22 protein-coding genes are annotated in these 18,768 nt (G+C 69.8%); 11 read left to right on the forward strand and 11 right to left on the reverse strand.

Annotated features, from left to right (window positions below; genetic code table 11):
• Nucleotides 1-70: 70 nt before the first annotated feature.
• From ACQP2O_RS27060 to ACQP2O_RS27075, 4 genes are all read right to left on the reverse strand, one after another.
• Nucleotides 71-1,216 carry an RNA polymerase sigma factor gene (locus tag ACQP2O_RS27060; protein ID WP_433190702.1) on the reverse strand — a complete coding sequence of 382 codons (1,146 nt, stop codon included), beginning with the start codon at nucleotides 1,214-1,216 and terminating at the stop codon, nucleotides 71-73.
• Nucleotides 1,213-1,620, reverse strand: a complete 408-nt coding sequence (locus ACQP2O_RS27065) for a YciI family protein (protein ID WP_433190704.1) — start codon at nucleotides 1,618-1,620, stop codon at nucleotides 1,213-1,215. Before ACQP2O_RS27065 ends, ACQP2O_RS27060 begins: the two co-directional genes overlap by 4 nt.
• 164 nt (nucleotides 1,621-1,784) lie before the next feature.
• Nucleotides 1,785-2,285, reverse strand: a complete 501-nt coding sequence (locus tag ACQP2O_RS27070) for a pyridoxamine 5'-phosphate oxidase family protein (RefSeq protein WP_433190706.1) — start codon at nucleotides 2,283-2,285, stop codon at nucleotides 1,785-1,787.
• Nucleotides 2,286-2,360: 75 nt separating this feature from the next.
• Nucleotides 2,361-2,786 (reverse strand): VOC family protein, encoded by a 426-nt coding sequence (locus tag ACQP2O_RS27075; RefSeq protein WP_433191176.1) that lies wholly within the window; start codon nucleotides 2,784-2,786, stop codon nucleotides 2,361-2,363.
• A 390-nt stretch (nucleotides 2,787-3,176) separates the two neighbouring features.
• Here ACQP2O_RS27075 and ACQP2O_RS27080 point away from each other — a divergent pair, with 390 nt between their 5' ends.
• The 6 genes from ACQP2O_RS27080 to ACQP2O_RS27105 all read left to right on the forward strand — a co-directional run bounded on the left by ACQP2O_RS27080 (nucleotide 3,177) and on the right by ACQP2O_RS27105 (nucleotide 6,506).
• A complete protein-coding gene (locus tag ACQP2O_RS27080) occupies nucleotides 3,177-3,536 on the forward strand; it encodes a DUF2089 domain-containing protein (RefSeq protein WP_433190707.1) in 360 nt (119 codons plus the stop codon).
• The gene (locus tag ACQP2O_RS27085; RefSeq protein ID WP_433190709.1) at nucleotides 3,536-3,787 is read left to right on the forward strand and encodes a hypothetical protein; all 252 of its coding nucleotides are present in this window, start codon (nucleotides 3,536-3,538) and stop codon (nucleotides 3,785-3,787) included. The genes ACQP2O_RS27080 and ACQP2O_RS27085 overlap by 1 nt, the downstream gene beginning before the upstream one ends.
• 19 nt (nucleotides 3,788-3,806) lie before the next feature.
• Nucleotides 3,807-4,238, forward strand: coding sequence for an SHOCT-like domain-containing protein (locus ACQP2O_RS27090; RefSeq protein ID WP_433190711.1), 432 nt, complete (start codon nucleotides 3,807-3,809; stop codon nucleotides 4,236-4,238).
• A gap of 31 nt (nucleotides 4,239-4,269) precedes the next feature.
• Nucleotides 4,270-5,073 (forward strand): ABC transporter ATP-binding protein, encoded by an 804-nt coding sequence (locus ACQP2O_RS27095; RefSeq protein WP_433190713.1) that lies wholly within the window; start codon nucleotides 4,270-4,272, stop codon nucleotides 5,071-5,073.
• Nucleotides 5,074-5,075: 2 nt separating this feature from the next.
• Complete coding sequence (locus tag ACQP2O_RS27100) at nucleotides 5,076-5,831, forward strand: ABC transporter permease (RefSeq protein ID WP_433191178.1); 756 nt, start codon at nucleotides 5,076-5,078, stop codon at nucleotides 5,829-5,831.
• A 75-nt stretch (nucleotides 5,832-5,906) separates the two neighbouring features.
• The gene (locus ACQP2O_RS27105) at nucleotides 5,907-6,506 is read left to right on the forward strand and encodes a DUF1707 SHOCT-like domain-containing protein (protein ID WP_433190715.1); all 600 of its coding nucleotides are present in this window, start codon (nucleotides 5,907-5,909) and stop codon (nucleotides 6,504-6,506) included.
• Nucleotides 6,507-6,721: 215 nt separating this feature from the next.
• Here the strand turns inward: ACQP2O_RS27105 and ACQP2O_RS27110 are convergent, their stop codons facing one another.
• Nucleotides 6,722-7,888, reverse strand: coding sequence for an erythromycin esterase family protein (locus ACQP2O_RS27110; RefSeq protein ID WP_433190717.1), 1,167 nt, complete (start codon nucleotides 7,886-7,888; stop codon nucleotides 6,722-6,724).
• Nucleotides 7,889-7,978: 90 nt separating this feature from the next.
• Between ACQP2O_RS27110 and ACQP2O_RS27115 the strand changes: the two genes are divergently transcribed.
• Nucleotides 7,979-8,704, forward strand: a complete 726-nt coding sequence (locus tag ACQP2O_RS27115; RefSeq protein ID WP_433190719.1) for a TioE family transcriptional regulator — start codon at nucleotides 7,979-7,981, stop codon at nucleotides 8,702-8,704.
• 215 nt (nucleotides 8,705-8,919) lie between these two features.
• On the opposite strand, the gene ACQP2O_RS27120 is transcribed toward ACQP2O_RS27115, so the two are convergent.
• Nucleotides 8,920-10,164 carry a hypothetical protein gene (locus tag ACQP2O_RS27120; protein WP_433190720.1) on the reverse strand — a complete coding sequence of 415 codons (1,245 nt, stop codon included), beginning with the start codon at nucleotides 10,162-10,164 and terminating at the stop codon, nucleotides 8,920-8,922.
• Between the two features lie 282 nt (nucleotides 10,165-10,446).
• On the opposite strand from ACQP2O_RS27120, the gene ACQP2O_RS27125 reads away from it, so the two are divergent.
• Nucleotides 10,447-10,866 (forward strand): hypothetical protein, encoded by a 420-nt coding sequence (locus tag ACQP2O_RS27125; protein WP_433190722.1) that lies wholly within the window; start codon nucleotides 10,447-10,449, stop codon nucleotides 10,864-10,866.
• On the forward strand, nucleotides 10,863-11,315 hold the full coding sequence (locus tag ACQP2O_RS27130) for a MarR family winged helix-turn-helix transcriptional regulator (RefSeq protein ID WP_433190724.1): 453 nt from the start codon (nucleotides 10,863-10,865) through the stop codon (nucleotides 11,313-11,315). Before ACQP2O_RS27125 ends, ACQP2O_RS27130 begins: the two co-directional genes overlap by 4 nt.
• Before the next feature lie 63 nt (nucleotides 11,316-11,378).
• On the opposite strand, the gene ACQP2O_RS27135 is transcribed toward ACQP2O_RS27130, so the two are convergent.
• Together ACQP2O_RS27135 and ACQP2O_RS27140 are read right to left on the reverse strand one after the other, a co-directional pair.
• Complete coding sequence (locus tag ACQP2O_RS27135; RefSeq protein ID WP_433190725.1) at nucleotides 11,379-12,026, reverse strand: TetR/AcrR family transcriptional regulator; 648 nt, start codon at nucleotides 12,024-12,026, stop codon at nucleotides 11,379-11,381.
• Nucleotides 12,023-13,528: an FAD-dependent monooxygenase gene (locus ACQP2O_RS27140; protein WP_433190727.1), complete on the reverse strand. Its 1,506-nt coding sequence runs from the start codon at nucleotides 13,526-13,528 to the stop codon at nucleotides 12,023-12,025. The genes ACQP2O_RS27135 and ACQP2O_RS27140 overlap by 4 nt, the downstream gene beginning before the upstream one ends.
• 394 nt (nucleotides 13,529-13,922) lie before the next feature.
• On the opposite strand from ACQP2O_RS27140, the gene ACQP2O_RS27145 reads away from it, so the two are divergent.
• A complete protein-coding gene (locus tag ACQP2O_RS27145) occupies nucleotides 13,923-15,125 on the forward strand; it encodes a serine hydrolase domain-containing protein (protein WP_433190729.1) in 1,203 nt (400 codons plus the stop codon).
• 100 nt (nucleotides 15,126-15,225) lie between these two features.
• The gene (locus tag ACQP2O_RS27150; RefSeq protein WP_433190731.1) at nucleotides 15,226-16,128 is read left to right on the forward strand and encodes an aminoglycoside phosphotransferase family protein; all 903 of its coding nucleotides are present in this window, start codon (nucleotides 15,226-15,228) and stop codon (nucleotides 16,126-16,128) included.
• Nucleotides 16,129-16,131: 3 nt separating this feature from the next.
• Here the strand turns inward: ACQP2O_RS27150 and ACQP2O_RS27155 are convergent, their stop codons facing one another.
• The 3 genes from ACQP2O_RS27155 to ACQP2O_RS27165 all read right to left on the reverse strand — a co-directional run bounded on the left by ACQP2O_RS27155 (nucleotide 16,132) and on the right by ACQP2O_RS27165 (nucleotide 18,749).
• Nucleotides 16,132-17,442: an FAD-binding oxidoreductase gene (locus tag ACQP2O_RS27155; RefSeq protein ID WP_433190733.1), complete on the reverse strand. Its 1,311-nt coding sequence runs from the start codon at nucleotides 17,440-17,442 to the stop codon at nucleotides 16,132-16,134.
• 184 nt (nucleotides 17,443-17,626) lie between these two features.
• On the reverse strand, nucleotides 17,627-18,052 hold the full coding sequence (locus ACQP2O_RS27160) for a DUF4267 domain-containing protein (protein WP_433190735.1): 426 nt from the start codon (nucleotides 18,050-18,052) through the stop codon (nucleotides 17,627-17,629).
• Between the two features lie 55 nt (nucleotides 18,053-18,107).
• A complete protein-coding gene (locus tag ACQP2O_RS27165; RefSeq protein WP_433190737.1) occupies nucleotides 18,108-18,749 on the reverse strand; it encodes a hemerythrin domain-containing protein in 642 nt (213 codons plus the stop codon).
• Nucleotides 18,750-18,768 lie beyond the last annotated feature (19 nt).

Consider the following 18,768-nt stretch of genomic DNA (forward strand, 5'->3'; position numbering starts at 1 on the left):
AAGTAGACGCCTGCCCCAACGGCTGGTGAGAGCGGACACCCTTGCGCGCTGAATGCCTGGCGCGCGCCGCTCAACTGCGCAGTTGCGCGTTGAGCCGGGCGGCCTGTCGCGTGAGGTGGTCGCGTTCGGGGAGGTTGGGCGCCGATCGGGCGGCTTCGGCGTAGAGCCGTGCCGCGGTCACCGGGTCACCGTCACGCTCGTGCAGGTACGCCGCGGCGGCGGTGTGGCGGGGGAGGGCGGGGTCGAGCTCCGCCAGGGCGGCCAGGCCGGCTCGCGGGCCGTCGGCCTCGCCGACCGCGACGGCCCGGTTGAGGCGGGCCACCGGGTTGTCGGTGAGGCGCACCAGTTCGTCGTACCACTCGACGATCTGCACCCAGTCGGTCTCCTCGGCCGTCCGGGCGTCGGCGTGCAGCGCGGCGACGGCGGCTTGGGCCTGGAACTCGCCCAGGCGGTCGCGGGCGAGGGCTGCCTGGAGCACGTCGACACCTTCGGCGATCAGGCGTGTGTTCCACAGGCTGCGGTCCTGCTCGGCAAGGGGCACGAGCCTGCCGTCGGGGGCGGTCCGTGCCGGGCGCCGTGCGTGGTGCAGCAGCATGAGCGCGAGCAGGCCCGCGACCTCCTCGTGGTCGATCTTGGCCGCCAGTTGGCGAGTGAGGCGGATCGCCTCGGCGGCGAGGTCGACGTCGCCGGAGTAGCCCTCGTTGAAGACCAGGTAGAGCACGCGCAGCACCGTGGCGACGTCCCCGGGCTGGTTGAGCCGGACGCCCGAGACGGTCCGCTTGGCCCTGCTGATCCGCTGGGCCATGGTCGCCTCCGGCACGAGGTAGGCCCGCGCGATCTGACGCGTGGTCAGGCCGCCGACCGCGCGCAGCGTGAGCGCGACGGCCGAGGCCGGTGTCAGGGACGGGTGCGCGCACAGGAAGTACAGCTGGAGCGTGTCGTCCACCGCCTCGCCCGGGCCGGGCACGGGCTCGGTCTCGACGCGTATCTCGCGGTGCCGCCGGGAGGTATCGGCGCGGGCGGCGTCGAGGAACTTACGCCAGGCCACGGTGACCAGCCAGCCCTTGGGGTCCCGTGGCGGGTCGTCCGGCCACACGCGTACGGCCTCGACCAGGGCGTCCTGCACGGTGTCCTCGGCCGCCGCGAAGTCGGCTCCGCGACGGACGAGGACACCGATCACCGCGGGCACCAGCTCCCGCAGCAGCGATTCATTCACTCGGTCACCGTGCACGGCTCGCCCATGAAGGGGCGCACCTCGAGCCACTCGTGGATCGGCTTCCCACCCGCACCCGGGGCCGCGGACAGTTCGCCGGCCAGCTCGAGCGCCCGTTCGTAGGTCTCGACGTCGATCACCATCCAGCCGGCGATCAGGTCCTTGGTCTCCGCGAACGGGCCGTCGGTGATCGGCGGCCGCCCCTCGCCGTCGTAGCGGACGAACGTGCCCTCCGGGGAGAGCGACTGAGAGTCGACGAACTCGCCGGTGCCCTCGAGCCGAGCGGCGAAGTCCCGCATGTACTGCACGTGGGCCGAGACCTCCTCCGGCGTCCACTGCTCCATCGGCACGTCGTTGACCGCTGCCGGCCCGCCCCGGTAGTGCTTGAGCAGCAGGTACTTGGCCATCATGTTCTCCTTAGTGCGGTACGGCCCATTGTGGCCGTGTTCACTGCGGGGACGGAGCCGCGCCCGGGTTCTCGACATCCCACCGCGACAAATTCCCGGCGGGCTTCGCAGACTCCGCGTACCGCGACGGGGTTGAGGCGTAGGCGATCCAACGCGGGCAACGCTCAGGCGCGCTGACGCTCCTCCCGCTGCCGGGCCAGCTCCTCGACCGCGCTCGGCAGAGTCGTCTCGAAGTCGATCAGCTTCGCCCACGTCGGGGTCACGACGATCCGGACCATGCCGTCGTGGTAGAGCGAACGCACCTCAGCCTCCCACTCGACCCGTTGCTCGGGCGTCATCTCGTAGCTGCTGGTCGGCTTGAGATATTCGTCGGGGATGCCATCGACGAAGTCCAGCTCGGCCCGGCCCCGGATGAGCAAGATCTTGGGCGGGTGCACCTCGGTGTCGATCGTCAGGGCGACCATCGGGTTCTTACGCAGGGCCGGCAGCTTCGGGGCGTTCTTCGACGTGCACATGACGATCTCCGCGCCGTTCCAGGCGAATGCGATCGGAACATTGCGGGGCGTGCCGTCCTTGGCGACGTAGGCCAAGCGGGTCACGTCGCGGGCCAGCAGTTCCTGACTGATCGGCCGGTTCAGTACCTCGGTGATCTCGTTCGGTTGCACGGTGCCTCCCGTTGTCGTTCGTTGGTCCGCCCAGCGGATCGTTCTGGTTGGTCGTAGGCCGACCGGGGTGGGCCGTTAGCCGAGCTGCTCGGCCAGCCCGACGATGATCCCCTCGGGGCCGCGGATGTAGCAGAGCCGGTGGCTGTCCTGGAATTGCGCCACCTCTCCGACGAGTTCCGCGCCGTGGGCTCGCAGGCCGGCGACGGCGGCGTCGATGTCGTCGACGGCGAACATGACGCGATGCATGCCCAGCGTGTTGTGCGGCGGGTTGTGCGGTCCGGCGTCGATCGCCGTGGGGGCGTGGTATTTCGCCAGCTCAAGCCGGCCGTGGCCGTCCGGGGTCCGCATCATCGCGATGTCGCAGCGGACGCCGTCGAGTCCGACGGCCTGGTCCGCCCAGAGGCCCTCGATCTCCGCTTTGCCCTCCAGCTCCATGCCGAGCTCGGCGAAGAACGCTACGGCCGCGTCCAGGTCGTCAACGACAATCCCGACATTGTCCATCCGCTGAATCGCCATGGTGGTTCTCCTTCTTCGTCTTCTTCGTCGCGCGGCCCGTCGTGGCCACCGGTGTACCAAGGACGGAGCCGGCGCCACATTCTCGACACCCGGAACGTACTTATTTCCAGGGACCTGCTTCCGGCCGTCACCGCCCTGGGGCGCCCACGCCGCCGAACGAGAACCCGCCCGCGTTGGTGACCAGCGAGAGGCACCCGGCTTCGGGAGTCCTGGGCCCGTACGGGAACAGGGCCGTCACGGGGACACGGATCGCGAGCTGGTGGTTCAGATAATTGATGATCGACTTAACAAACTCAAGGTTTCTGCGTTGACGGCTTAATGAAGTCAAGATACAACTAGGCGGCAGGCGCGTCGCCGAGAGTGAGGGGGCCGAGGGTGGACTGGCAGGAACTGACGGACCTGACGCACGGGCGGCCGTTCGTGGTCGAGCGGGTCCGCCTGGTCGGCAGCGGCGTCGTGGTCGAGGGGCAGTTCGAGCCGCCGCAACTGGCTCAGCTCAGCGTCGACGACCAGGTGTTCGTAGCCGCGTTCGTACGGTCGCACGGTTCGATCAAGGAGATGGAGCGGATCTTTGGGGTGAGTTACCCGACGATCAAATCCCGGCTGAAGCGGATCGCCGAGCACCTCGACTTCGTCGACATCGACCCGGCGCCGACCGGCGCCGACGTCGTTGACCGCCTGCGGCGGGGGGAGATCAGCGTCCAGGAGGCGCTGGCCGAGCTGGAGAGGTCCTGATGATCCCGCAGCTGGTGACGGTACGGCATCGCCGTCGCAACGGCCGCCGGCTGCGGCTGTACGTCCCTGTCGTGCCGGCACTGCTGGTGCTGTCACCGCTGCTGCTGCTCGCCGTACTGGTCGCATGCATCGTCTTCCGGGTGAGCCCGGTGGGCGCGCTGCGCGGCGCCGGGCGACTGCTGTGGGCGCTGCCCGGCACCCGGATCGAGTTCGAGCAGGGCCGGACGGCCGTGTTGGTAAGCGTCAGATGAGTCAGAGGAAAGAGCCGCGATGAACGAGCAGCGCCGCCAGATCCTGCAGATGCTGGCCGAGGGCAAGATCACCGCAGACGAGGCCGAGCGGCTGATCGACGCCCTCGAACGAGCCCAGCCCGAGTCGCCGCCGGCGGCCGAGTCCCGCCCGAACCCCCGACCCAAGTACCTGCGCGTGGTGGTGAGCTGGGCGGACGACCCCGGCGGCGACGAGTCGGGCCGGATCAACGTCCGGGTCCCGCTGCAGCTGCTGCGCGCCGGGGTCCGGCTCGCGAGCCTCATCCCTCCGCAGGCGCTCGCCAAGGTCAACGCGGAGCTGGACAAGTCAGGCGTACCGATCGACCTCACCGAGCTCAAGCCGCAGCACATCGAGGAGCTCATCGAGGAGCTCGGCGAGGTCGTCGTCGACGTCGACGAGCCCGACACCAAGGTGCAGGTGTTCTGCGAGTGACACCGCCACGGGCCGACGAAGGGAGATCCCGATGACGACACAGGCGATCCACGTGCAGGGTCTTGAGAAGTCCTACAAGGAACTGCGCGTGCTGCGCGGCGTGGACTTCGGCGTGGCGTCGGGCAGCATATTCGCCCTGCTCGGCTCCAACGGCGCCGGCAAGACCACGGTCGTGAAGATCCTGTCCACGCTGCTCAAGTCCGACGCGGGGACGGCCACCGTCAATGGCTTCGACGTCGCCACGCAACCGGCGGGCGTGCGGGAGTCCATCAGCCTCACCGGGCAGTTCGCGGCCGTGGACGAGACCCTCACCGGCCGGGAGAACCTGGTGCTGGTGGCCCGGTTGCGGCGTGTGGCGGGCCCCGGCCAGGTCGCCGATGACCTGCTGGGCCGCTTCCAGCTCACCGACGCGGCGGGGCGGAGGGTGTCGACGTATTCCGGAGGCATGCGCCGCCGCCTGGACATCGCCATGAGCCTCATCGGGAATCCGCCGGTGATCTTCCTGGACGAACCGACCACCGGGCTCGACCCCCAGGCCCGGGTCGAAGTGTGGAACAGCGTCAAAGAGCTCGCCGGGCAGGGCACGACGGTGCTGCTCACCACACAGTATCTGGACGAGGCCGAACACCTCGCCGACCGGATCGCGATCCTCCACCAGGGGCGGATCATCGCCAACGGCACCCTCGACCAGCTGAAACGGCTCCTCCCGCCCGCCAAAGTCGAGTACGTCGAGAAGCAGCCGACCCTCGAAGACGTCTTCCTCGCCATCATCGGCAACGACGACACCGGCGCGGACGACCCGACTTCGGCACAGACCGCAAAGGAACAACGGTGAGCATGCGTTTCTTCGGCGACACCGCCCTGTTGACGGGCCGGACCATGCGCCACATCACCCGCAGCCTGGACACGATCCTCACGGTCGCGATCACGCCGATCGCTCTCATGCTGCTATTCGTTTACGTGTTCGGCGGCGCGATCCGCACCGGGTCGCATCACTACGTGAACTACCTGCTGCCCGGAATCCTGCTGATCACGATCGGGATGGGCATCTCCTACACCTCACTCCGGCTCTTCACCGACCTGCAAAGCGGAATCTTCGCGCGATTCCAGTCCATGCCGATCGCACGCTCGAGCGTGCTGTGGGCGCACGTGCTGACCTCGGTGGTCTCCAACCTGATCTCGCTCGCGCTGGTCGTGCTCGTCGCCCTCCTCATGGGATTCCGCTCAGGCGCGGGAGCGTCGGCCTGGCTTGCCATCGCCGGAATCCTCGTCGTGTTCACCCTGGCCTTGACCTGGCTCGCCGTCATCACCGGCCTCACCGCCAAGACCCCGGACGGCGCGGGCGCCTTCGCCTATCCGATCACCTTCCTGCCATTCATCAGCTCGGCATTCGTGCCCACCGACACCATGCCCGCCCCGGTGCGCGCCTTCGCCGACAACCAACCCGTGACATCCATCGTCAACACGATTCGCGACCTGTTCGCACAACAGCCGGTCCATACCGACATCTGGACCGCCCTCGCCTGGTGCCTCGGCATTCTCATCGTCGCGTACGCTCTCGCCATGGCCACCTACCACCGCAAAATCGCCTAGGGACAGGTCTCCTTAGACCGACCAGTCAGCAATTTCGGTGGCGCGGTGCCACCACCTCGCCGTCGAGGAGACCGGATGCCGACAGATCCGCCCAGCTCACCCGCGCTGCGCGCGTCCGACGCGGACCGCGACCGGGTCATCGAACTGCTGCGCGCCGCCGTCGCCGACGGCCGGCTCGACCCGGTCGAGTTCGACGAACGGCTGGACGCGACGCTGGCCGCCCGTACCATCGACGCGCTGGCCCCGCTCACCGCCGATCTGATCGCGGTGCCAGGCAGCGCACTCACGCCGCCGATCGCCGGCACGCCGGCCGAGCCGGCCGCCGACCTGCTCACCATCAAGGAGAAGCACGGCACGGTACGCCGCGACGGCCGGTGGACGCTGCCGCACCGGCTGGCGCTGCGCACCGCGTGGTGCGACGTGATGCTGGACCTGACCAACGCGGTGTGCAGCGCGCCCGAGCTGATCATCGAGCTGCGGGTGCGCGGCGGCAACGTGGAGTTGGTCCTCGCGCCGGGCATGGTGGTGGACGCCAACGAGCTGTCGGTGCGGCACAGCGCCCTGGCGATCAGCAGGGACGCGGGCGATAACGCGCCGGAGACGCTGCACGTCCGGTTGGTAGGCCGAATGCGGCACGGCCGGATCGGCACCCGGTGGGAGGCGCCGAGCCGGTGACGCGGCAGGGCCCGAATGCCGCGGTATCGGGCTCTGGTCGGCGGGAGCTGCGCCAACGCGGGCTCACCGGGCTGGACCGGCGGATCGCCCAGACCCAGGCGGCGCGCATCGCGGTCGCCCATAGGCCGGCTTGGCCTACACACGCGGCGGGGGATGGGACGAGGCACTGCTCCACGCCGACCCGTGCCGGCACGGCCTGACACGCACGCGCCCTGTCAGCCGAGCGAAGCCAGCCTGACGGCCTGCTTGAGGAAGACGACGCCGTCGATCAGGTCGAGCTGGGCCGGGTCCAGCGGGAAATAGGCGAAGTCGCGGGAGACACGCCGGGCGGGCTCCGCGACGACCTCGGCCAGGCGGCGGGCGTCGATGAGAGAGTGGTCCCACGGGAGCGTGGACAGGATGCCTTCGACGGTGTCCGGGGGCGGGATGTCGTCGCCGGCCGTGCCGAAGGCTGAGGCCAGGAAGGCGTACCGGTCGCCCAGGTACGTCGCGGTGATCGCTCCCGCGCTCCACCACTCCAGCTGCTGGTCGCCGAACGACATGATGCTCTTGTTCCGCTGCAGGTGGAGGTTGGACGCGAAGACCAGGGCCGGGCCGCGCTCGGCGAGGGCACGCAGGTTGGAGGCCATCATCGCGTCCCGCAGGGCCGACAGCCGGGTCCACCGTGCCGGGGACGCGTCGGCCATCCAGTAGTGGTAGCGGAGCAGGCCGGTGGCGGTGCGCCCGTACAGTGCCGCCCGCTCCCTGTCCTCCGCGCTCAGCCGCGGCGCCTGCGTGTCGAGCAGCGCCACCAGGTCGTCGGCGATCAGTCGCAGCCGCTGGGCGTCGGCGGACTGGCCGATCGACTGGGAGGGATCCATGGCCGTGGCCTCGTTCGACCACCGGTCGTCCGGGCCCAGCAGCGTGTCGAGGGTTTCCCGGGTGCAGGGGAGCGGGCCGTCGAGGAGGGCGTGGAGGGCGGTGAGCGCCTGCCGCGGGCTCGCCGCCCAATACTCCAGAGGACCGTCGAACCCGAAGAACCGGAGCTTTTCGTCATGCTCCTCGTTGTAGGCCCGCATCCAGCGTACGAGCTCGCGGTTGGCCGGTGAGGTGCCGAAGTTGTGGCTGAAGCCGCGTTCCATGACGTCATCGAGCGTGCCCGTGCCCGTCGTGATGTAGTCGTCCACCACGAGGCCCATGAGGCAGTCGCTCTCGATGGCGAACGACCGGTAGCCCTCGCGCTCGACGAGATGCCGGAAGAGCTCGTTGCGCAGCTCGCCCAGTTCCCCCACGAAGTGCCTGGCCTCGCCCAGACCGAGCAGTAGGGGCTTGGCGGGAAGCGACCGGAGGAAGGCTGAGACGCCCGCGCCATCGAGCGGCCGGGCCGTGTCCTTGATATCCATACCTTAAACGGTATCGTTGAACATTCGGTGTAAACTTTCGCCTGGAATTCCCCCTGTAATCGCGACGGACTTTCAATCGGTGATGCATCCATGAGGCCAGTGGACCTGGCGCGCGAGCACGGCCTGTCCACCCAGGCGATCAGGAACTACGAGGAGGCCGGCATCCTGCCCGCCGCCGAACGCACCGTCCACGGCTACCGCACCTATACGCCGCTGCACGCGCAAGCCCTGCGCTCGTTCCTCGCCCTCGTGTCCGGGCATGGTCACCAGACGGCCACGTCGATCATGCAGGCGGTCAACCGGGGTGCCACCGAGGACGCGCTGCGGCTCATCGACGAGAGCCACGGCCAACTCCTCGACGACCGCCGTACCCTCCAGGCCGTCGAAGCAGCGCTCCGCGATCTGGCGCCCGTGCCACAGGAGCACGGCGACACGTTCATCGGCCCGCTGGCCAGGAGGCTCGGCCTCCGCCCTGCCACCCTGCGCAAATGGGAGAACGCCGGGCTGGTCCGGCCGCGCCGCGATCCCCAGACGGGCTACCGGATCTACAGCGCTGCCGACGTACGGGACGTCCGGCTGGCCCACCAGCTCAGGCGGGGCGGCTACCTGCTGGAGCAGATCGCCCCGCTGATCGCCCAAGTCCGCTCCGCCGGAGGCGTCGCTCCGCTGGAGTCGACCCTGCGTGACTGGCAGGCGCGCCTGTCCGCCCGGGGCCGCGCCATGCTCACGGGCGCCGCCGACCTGGACGCGTACCTCGGCGCCCGAGCCACGTCCACCACCGGAACCGGCATGGCCACGGACAGAGACCATGCATGAGTGAACCGACACCGCGAGTTCCGGGCCACGTGCGGCGGTCCCACGTGGTGGATCTAGGGCCTGTCTCGAAGTCCCCGTCCGTAGCGAGCGGTGTCCAGGTGGTGCCTCGCAAGGCGGAGGAGGGAGTCAGCCCGGTGTTGGCTGGCGACCGACGACAACGCGGCGAGGCGCCGCCTGGACACCGCGCAGTAGGACAGCGGACTTCGAGACAGGCCCTAGTCCCGAGCCGTTTCGCCGCCGGCGCCGGGGGAGCCGGGGTCCTCGGGTTTCGACGCGTCCGTCGGTGAGGTCTCGCCGTCGGTGGTGAGCCGATCGCGTGCGGCCAGTTCCTCGCGCGCGGCCCGGGCCTGCAGTTCGGCTTGGGCCGCGCGCTCGCGCTGGGCGGCGGCGTCGGCCCGGGCGGCGTCCCGGTCATCGCGCAGTGCGTCGCTCTCGGCCGCCAGGCGATAGGCCTCGGCGCGGGCGCGTTCGGCCTCCCGCCGTAGCTCCTCGACCTGCAGCGTGAGGGCCTGGCCGTCCCGCTCGGCGCGGTCGGCGAGCGCGGCCGTCGCCGCGGCCTTCTGCTGGGCCTCGGCGGCCTGGCGTTCGGCGGTCTCGGCGCGCTGCCGGGCGGCACGCGTGTCGCTCTGGGCGGCCTGGGTGGCGGTCTGCGCCGCGGTCAGCTCGGCGTGGCACTGGGCCAGGCGGGTGGTGAGCTGCTCGCGGGCCTGTCGTTCCTCCTCCAGGTCGTCGGTGGCCGCCTCCAGGCGCACGGCCAGGGACTGTTCGGCCTGGCGGGCCAGCGCGGCCGCGCGTTCGGCGTTCACAGCGGCCTGCCGGTGGGCGGCGATCGTCTCGGCCGCCTGCTGTTTCGTCTGCGCGGCCTCCGTACGCGCCTGGGCGGCCGCGTCTTCGGCGTCGGCACGTGCCGCCCGGTCCTGGTCACCGCGGGCCTCCGCCTGGGCGGCGCGTTCCTCGGCCTGATCGGCGCGGCGGCACGCGGCCTCGGCCTCCTGGCGGGCGGCCTCTGCCTCGGCTTTGGCCTCGGCGACCTGCGTGGTGGTGACGCCGGTGATGGCCGCGAAGCCTTCGATGGCCTTGGCCAGGACCGCCTGGGTCTCGCTCATCGCCGGGACGGCCTCCTCGGCCACCGCCGCCACCAGCCGCAACGGATCGCTGAGCGCCTCGGCGAGGCGGGTGTCGCGCATGGCCTGCGCGCGCTCCTTGCAGTCCTTGGGCGGCGGGCAGTACAGGCGGCGCCGGCCGCCCTTGTAGCGGCCGTCGGGGCGGCGAACCGGCTCGGGCAGCGGCGACCGGCACACCTGGCACCGCCCGTGCGGGGCCGCCTCCTCGTCTTCCCGGCTCGCCGCGTCGGCGTCTTGCGGGTGAACGCCCGAACCGAGCGGGGGAGCGGGGGAGGAGCCGACGGTGCCGTCGTGGTCCGGCGTGGACTCTCCGGCACTGCTGGAGGCGTCAGTCATGGGTCAACGCTAGCAGACATTCGTTTCGCGATACTCGAATCTTATTTCGTATTAGACGTAACTCAATACGGCGGTGATCGCTGAGGGAATGAGAATGACTGTTATCAACCAGTCGCTCAGCCCTGGCCCGGGGCTGATGCAGCAGGCGAGCGAAAAGGGCCCTCGCTCCCGAACGTGTCCCCAGCCGTCAGGTAGCCGACCCATGCCGTGATTAGGTCCCCCGGGATCTGGACTGTTGTCGCGACTACCAATATTGTAGTTGCGACAACAAAGGAGGGTCTTGTGTACGTCTTCGGCGATGAGAAGATCATCAGTGGCGACAGCGCCAAGGTCTGGGCGGTCTGGAGTGAGGTGGAACGGTTCCCCGAGTGGGACCCGCGCGAGGTGGAGAATCGGCTCCACGGCCCCTTCGCCCCCGGCACCAGCGGCTACTCCAAGCAGCGCGGCAACCCCGGCGGCCCCTACACCATCACCGCCGTCGAGCCCGGCCGCATGTGGACGGCCGAGTCGCCGCTGCCGGGCGGGAAGCTGACCATCGACCACGGCCTGGAGCCGATCCGCGACGGCAAGATCAGAGTCTGGAAGCGTTATGAGGTCCGCGGCCCTCTCGTCCTGCTGTTCCGTCTCTACTACGGTCGCAACGTGCGCCGTGCATTGGCCGGCACCTTCACCGCACTGGAGCAGGAGGCCGCCCGGAGATGATCGACACCCCTCCGCCCCGGGGCCCGCTGATGAGCCCCGGATTCTGGCTGCACCACGCGGCCCTGGCCTGGCGGCAGGCGATGGACGCCGGCCTCCGGCCGATGGGCCTTACCCACACCCAGTTCAACCTGCTGGCGTCGGTCAACTGGCTGACCAACCAGACCGGCCCGCCGACCCAACAGCAGGCCGCCGAACTTTCCGGCGCTGACCGGATGATGACCTCCAAGGTGCTGACGACCCTGGAGGCCCGCGGCCTGCTGACGCGCGTCCCCGACCCGGCCGACTCCCGCACCAAGCGCCTCATCGCCACCGCCGAAGGCCGCGACCTCGTCCGGCGAGCCGTCCAGGCCGCTGCCGAGGTGGACGCCGCCTTCTTCGGCGCCGGTCCGGACCGAGAGGACATGCAGCACAGGCTCCGCGAGATCGCCGAACGCCGCATCGGCCGGTAGTAATCGCGGAAATCCAACGGATATGGCTCAGACCTGCGGAGGTTTGGAGAGTCCGCTCCCTCGTCAGTCCCCATCGCGACTAAGCGGACCCAGGTTGGCGGGCAGTGTGAGGCCTGCTTGACGGAGCAGCCTGCGCAAGTAGCGGGTGATCTGCTGGGGGTGCGGTTTGCCGGGTTCAAGGAGGAGGCGGTGGATTATCGCTCCGGCCATCATGTCGAGCAGGATGTCGATGTCGGCCGTGGGGGTGAGCACCCCCTCGGCCTGAGCCTGGCGGAGCAGGGCGCGAGAGCGCTCCCGTCGCGGGAGCACGTGATGGCGCCAATAGGCCTCCAGCAGCGCCGGGTGGCTGGGCCCGGCGCCGAGCAGCCGCGCGGACAGCGCCCGGTACCGAGGGTCGGCCAGCGCCTCGCCCCACTGCGGCAACAGCGTTTCGAGCAGTTCGGGCAGTTCACCGGCCTCGCGCACCGGTTCCACACTTGGAATATCCTCCCGAACCTTCTCGATCGCGTCCGCGAGCAGGTCCTCCTTCGACTTCCAGCGCTTATAGACGGTTACCTTCGCGACTCCCGCGCGCTTGGCGATGCTCTCCATGCTGGTCTGGTCGATGCCACGCTCGATGAGCAGGTCGACGGCCGCGCGGAGGATCGCGGCGTCGGCGTGGGGATCGCGGGGACGCCCTGGTCCCCTGCGGTGCGGTGTCTCGGCGGTCATGCACCCATCCTGATGTGCAGCGTGTCGGTGAACCATCGACGCAACGCGTCAGGGTCGTCGCCCAGCCAGCCGAGGTGTCCGTCGGGGCGGATCAACTGCGGCGATCGCGGCACGCCGGTATCGAACAGGGCGATGACGTCCTGTCCGAGATGTCCGCGGGCCGTGTCCAGGAGTGCGTCGATATCGGCATCGGGACGAGCGAGCAGCACCCACGAGGGGCACAGTTCGGCATACAGCCGTGTCGGGCTTCCGCCGGCGCGGACGCATTCCCGATCCGAAACGCGATCGCCCGGACGGGGCTTACGGCCGCGGCCGCCGAGCGGACCCCGCCGGTAGCTCACCCATAGTTGCGACGCGGTACGAGTCGCCTGGCGTTGCACCCGGGGTGAGTTGAGGATCGGGACGAAGATCCGGTCCCGGACGAACCGGCCCGCTGCGCCCTCGCCGACCAGGATCCTGGTGTTCGCCGTGGTGGTGCGCAGGACCTCGGTGGCCAGCGGGCGGCGCTCAGCGGTGTAGGTGTCGAGGAGCGCCCGGCTTGCCCTTCCTTGCACGACCAGCGCCAGCTTCCACGCCAGGTTCTCGGCGTCACCGATGCCGGTGTTCATGCCCTGGCCGCCGATCGGGCTGTGGATATGCGCCGCGTCTCCGGCCAACAGCATGCGGCCGTTCCGATAGTCGGCCGCGAGCCTGCGGTGGATGCGGAAGACCGACGTCCAGATCGCGTCGCGGATACGCACCCCCGTCTCACCGGCGCGCTCGGGAAGGAGCCGCTCAAAGCATGCGACGATGTCCGCGTCGTCGAGGCGTCGGCTGAGGGCCGGCACGTCGGCCATGAGCCGCCACCGGTCACCGTCCTCGTCCGCGCCTGGCATGGGGATCGCCAACAGCAAACCGTCGCGATGGAAGAACCCCGCCGAAACGGTCCGGTCCCGGTCCCAGTCGGCATGGACGTCCGCCAGGAGAAACTGCTCCACGACCGACACCCCGGGAAAGTCGATCCCGGCGGCCTCACGCACCGTGCTGTGCGCACCGTCGCAACCGGCGAGCCAACCTGCCCGCACGCGCACACCGTCAGCGAACTCGATCGTCACACCGTCGGCATCCTGCGTTGCCGCGGTGACCGTCATCCCCCACTCGACCCTGCCGCCCAACTCGCTGAGTCGCCGCCGTAGCCGCTCCTCGATCTGAGCCTGGGAGACGAACAACGCCTGCACCGACTCACGGTCATCCGGAGCGAACCGTATCGTCGCGATCGGTCGTGACCGGACATGCATCCGCATCCCGACCGGCGCCAGCGAACGCTCACGCAGGTCACCGACGGCTTTCAAGCGCTCAAGGACTTCCACTCCACGCGCGTGCAGGATGTTCGCCCGCGATGTCGATGCCGGGGCATCCGCACGGTCAACGACACGTACCCCGACGCCCTGCGCGGCCAGGCCGCAGGCCAACGTCAATCCCGTCGGTCCCGCACCGATGATCAGCACGTCCACGTGGTCCATGACCCCTCCTATTTTCAATACGCATACGTTCACGTATTAAATTAGCCGAGTCGATGCACCCGCGCCACCTCTTGACGGCGAACACACTCAGCCCCGGCCCCTTGGGACGCCTGGGCCCGCAGCGCCGGGCGCCTGGCTGTGCGTGGGCCTGCCTGGGGGAGATCCCCCAGGCGGAAGACGGCCGTTAGCCGGGTCCTGCCCCGGCGACCGCGTGGCTAGCGTGATCTTCCGCAGGCACCAACGAGCGGCTTCGGCTCCCGCTGCCGTATCCGTTACGGCGATGCCATCACGCCACGAGGGAATCCCGGGTTCTTCCCGCATGGGGATGCCGCCGCGGGCCGTGTGGGCGTGGGAGTGGTGCCGTGGCATTCGACGTACTCACAGGAGGTATCCGATGGACGCACGTGCGAAGGTCCGGTGGCGGTCCGTGACCGTGTGGGCGGCCTGTCTGGCCGCGCTGGCGGTGCCGATCACTTCGGGCTGCAGCCCGAGCGATCACGATGCCCGTGCCGCAGGCGACCCGGCGCCGGTCTCGTTGGCGCAGGGAGGGCAGCTGCAGCGGGCGCTTGACGCGGTGACGGCCGCGGGGGCGGTGGGAGTGCAGGCCGAAGTGATCGGCGCCGGCGGCCGATGGCGGGGTGTCAGTGGGCACGCCCGGCTGGGCGGCGCGCAACCGGTGCCGCGGCAGGGGCGCTTCCGGATGGGGAGCATCACCAAGTCGTTCACCGCGACGGTCCTGCTCCAACTCGCCGCGCAGGGAAGGGTCGGCCTGGACGACCCGGTCGAGCGGTACCTGCCCGGCCTGGTACCCGGCGGGCAGCACATCACGCTGCGGCAGCTGTTGAACCACACCTCAGGGATCGCCGACTACCTCGATGACACGAAGACCTATCCGATAGCCGGCCGGACGTTCCTGGAGAAGGTGCGGTTCCACACGTTCCCGGCCGAACAGCTCGCCCGCAGCGGCGTCGCGCTTCCGCGGTACTTCCCGCCCGGCAAGGGCTGGCACTACTCGAACACGAACTACGTGCTGGCCGGTCTCATCATCGAAAAGGTCACCGGCCGGTCCTGGCAAGACGAGATCAGCCGCCGGATCGTACGGCCGTTGGGGCTGCACACCACGACCGCGCCCTCCAGCGACCCCGACATCCCCGGCCCGCACGCGCACGGATACATGGAGATCGACGGCCGGGCCGTGGACATCACCCGGATGAACCCCTCGATCGCGGGACCCGCGGGCGCGATGATCTCCACCACCGGCGACCTCGATCGGTTCTACGCCGCGCTGCTCGGCGGCCGACTGCTGCCCGCGACGTGGCTCGCCGAGATGAAGAAGACGGTCCCGATCCCCGACGGCAGCCCGGCCAAGGAGGCGGACGGGCTGGGCATCGACAGTATGCAACTCCCTTGCGGCGTCACGGTCTGGGGCTACGACGGAGGCATCGTCGGTTACGGCAGCAAGAGCCTGCACACCGCCGACGGCCATCGGGGCATCACCCTGTCCGTGACCCTGCGCGACCTCTCCGACCCCCACACCACACAGATCCTGGACGCGATCCAGAGGACGGTCGACACCGCCTTCTGCGGCACCCGCTGACGGCATCCCGAACGTGATGTGGTCATAGAGGGTGCGGCCGGCCAGTCGCGGATCACGAGCGGAGCCAGAGTCGGCGCCTGCCCCAGTACTGTGGCTCCGCATGACCGACTCCGAGATCGAGATCACCGCGGACCTGGTCCATGACCTGCTGCAGGAGCAGCATCCGGACCTTGCGGGGCTGGCCATCCGCGAGGTGGTGGGCGGGTGGGGCAACCAGCAGTGGCGCCTTGGGGACGAGCTGGCCGTACGCATGCCGCGTCAAGAAGGTGCCCCGGACCTCCTGCGTAAGGAGTGCCGGTGGCTGCCCGTCCTGGCCCCGCGCCTGCCGCTCCCGGTCCCGACCCCTGTACGGATCGGTGAACCGTCCGCGCGCTTCCCGAAACCCTGGACCATCATGACGTGGGTCCACGGCGAACCACTGGACTACACCTCGATCAGCCGCGGCGACCACGCGGCCGATGCCCTGGCGGGCTTCCTCAGAGCGCTCCATGTGGAGGCGCCCGCTGACGCGCCGATCAGTGAGGACCGCGGCGGCCACCCCAAGGAGTGCACGGACGGCTTCGACTACTTCTTTCAAGCCGTCGTCCCCGGCGACATCGCCGACGATGTCCGGGCCGTCTGGGATGACGCCGTCGCGGCCCCCGGGTGGGAGGGCCCGCCGCTCTGGGTGCACGGTGACCTCCATCCCGCCAACGTCGTCGTCTCGGACGGGACGCTCTCGGGAGTGATCGACTTCGACGCCCTGTTCGCCGGCGATCCCGCGTGGGACCTCGCGGCCGCATGGGTGATCCTTCCCGCGGGCGCCGCCTCACGGTTCTTCGACGTGTACGCGCGTGCGGACGAGGCGACGATCCGGCGCGCCCGCGGGCTGGCTGCGCTGAAAAGCCTGTTCCTCATGCTCATGGGCCAGAACGGAGATCGGGGCCTTCCTGGCGGCAAGCCGACATGGGGACCCGCAGGCCGGGCAGCGCTCGATCGTGTTCTGAGAGGCGGTCCGATGTAGGGCCTAGACGAGCACCGGGTAGTTGGCGCGGAACACGTTGTGCGGGTCGCGGGCCCGTTTGATCTCTCGCAACCGTGCGAGCGCGCTGCCGGAGAAGGACTTCGCCGCCGTCTCACCAGGAGACAGCAGGGTGTACGGCTTGCGGCCGCTGATGTAAGCCTCCAGATCGGCCACGATCTCGGCCTGCTTGGCGCGCGTCGCATCGGCCACGTGCGGCAGGCCGAGACCCAGCAGGCCCAGCAGGTGCGGCTCAGCCACCGCGCCGCTCGCACCGGCCCCGCCGCCCGGCTCGGAGAGTGCTCCGCCCAGGTGTCTGATCTGCAGGCTGATAAGTGGTTCGACCGGCTTGGCCAGCAGGAGCTCCACCGCGTCCGTGTCCAGGCCGGTGAGCAGCTCGGCACGAGTGATGGTGGGGGCCGGGTCGGTGGGCTCGGCGGTGATGTCACCCAGGTCGGCAACCGGGACGACGCCGCGGCTGTCGGAGATCGGGCCCTCGATCTTGTCGAGGCGAGCCAGCAGGTCCTCCCCCTGCGCCGCCTCACCCAGGTAGGCCAGATCCAGCGTGACCATCGGTGATGCGCCGGGTGGCTGGAGCCGGTTGATCCAGACACTGAGTTCACGCGGCGCCTCGGCGGTGATCTCCAGGAATGCGTCGTATACCTCTCTGGTCCGGTGGTCCGGCCAGATGACGCGCCCGCCGTACACGGTGGGCACGGGGTACAGCTCGAGTTCGAGGGCGGTCACCACCGCGAAGTCCCCGCCACCGCCGCGCAGCGCCCAGAACAGCTCGGGATCGGACTCGGCGGTCACCCGGCCGGGCTCGCCATCGGCGTCCACGATGTCGATGGCCCGCACGCTGTCGGAGGCGAAGCCGTACTTGCGGCTGAACCAGCCGACCCCACCGCCCAGGGTGTAGCCGGTCACGCTGACCCCCGGCGCGCTGCCGGACAGGCCGGTCAGACCCAGCGGACCGGCCGCCGCCAGTACCTGCCCCCACTTCACGCCCGCGCCCACCCGAGCCACACGCTCCTCCGCACGTACCTCCACTTCGTTCAGCAGGCCGGTACGCAGCAGGATCAGGCCTTCCACATCACCGGAGGCGCCATGCCCGCTCGGCTGCGCGGTCACCGTCATACCCGCCCGCCGTGCGTATCGCACGAGCGCCGCCACGTCATCGGCGTCCGCGGCCTCCACCACAGCCGCGACCGGCTGCCTGACGGTGAGGTTCCACGCAGTGGCCGCCTGCTCAAAGCCATCGTCATCAGGCAGGAGCACGCGCCCCTTGAGGACACCGCGCACATCGTTGATCGTCATAGTCGTCTCCCTCTTCAAGTTCTCGGAAATGCACCTGCCGGCCCATGCGGTTCACGCGACGAGCAGGAGCACACTGATCGCCGGCATCACCACGGCGCCGATCAATCCGGCGAGCACGGTGGCGATGTTGCTGAGCATGAGTTGTCCGCTCAATCCCCGATCGGCCCTCGGCGGGGCGATGGCATCAGGCGGGCTGCGGGGCGGGCGTCGCCGGAGCGGCCGCGACCTTGCGGGTCTCGCGCACCATCAGCAGGCCGTTGACCACCATCAGCGTCGCGGTCAGGCCGTGGACGCCGAGCGCGGTGGCCACGGAGCCGTGGTGGGCCAGCACGGTGGTCATGTCGCCGTACGCGGCGAGGGCCTCCACCAGCAGCACCCAGCCCAGCGCCCGGCGGTGGCCCGTCACCAGCAGGACGCCCAGGACCAGGGCCAAGACGACGTCGCGGATTCCCTTGATGATCAGGAAGCCGCCGCCGTCGCCGGACGGCCAGCTCGGCAGGCCGAAGCCCGGCGCGGTCGTCGCCGGGCTCAGGATGAACTCCGTCCCGAACCAGAGGATGAAGAGGATGAAGGCGGCGGCCAGGACGGTGTTGATCTTCTTCAGCGACATTGTTCTTCTCCTTGCGAGTCTTCGGTGAGCCTGGTGAGTCGTGCGTGGGGTCTGGTCAGGCCGCGCGGACGCGGCGGATGTGGCGGGCGTAGCGGGGGCGGCCGATGACGTGCCAGATGCCGCGTACCGGTGCGGGAAGGGCGGAGAGGAGCGTGGCGCGCTCGGCCGGGTTCGCGTCCTCCAGGACGAGGCCGAAGAGCGTGAGCAGGGTGAGCTTGGGTGTGTTGGCCACCAAGTGGTCGCCCAGGGAGGCCCACTCCTGCTCGGTGATGTGCTCGGCCGCGAGCGGAAGAAGGGTGGCCTCCTCGTCGTCGAGGTGTTCGAGCAGGACCGCCCGGTGATCGGCGAGGACCGCCACGAGGGTGTCGCGCTCGTCGGCTCCGGCGGTGGCCTCCCACGCCGGGGCCGCGGCGTCCAGCCTGGTCAGCGTGGCCGCGACGCGCTCGTGCTGGGCCTCCATGCGCAGGACGATGTCCGCCTCCAGGTCGACCCGGGACAGGAGCGGCGGCCACAGCAGCTCGTCCTCGCCCTCGTGGTGGTTCTTCAGTCCGAGCCGGTAGTCGCGGAAGTGGTCGGCGATCACCTTGGCGCGAGCGGTGTCGCCCGGCGCGACCGCCGCGACGAGCTCCATCAGCAGCCGCGACTCGCGGCGGAAGGCGCGGTGGACGATCTCCATGTCCTGGGTGTTGACGCTCATCTGTTCCTGCCCCTTCATC

This window comes from Actinoallomurus sp. CA-150999, from assembly GCF_050942425.1.
GTDB lineage: Bacteria > Actinomycetota > Actinomycetes > Streptosporangiales > Streptosporangiaceae > Actinoallomurus.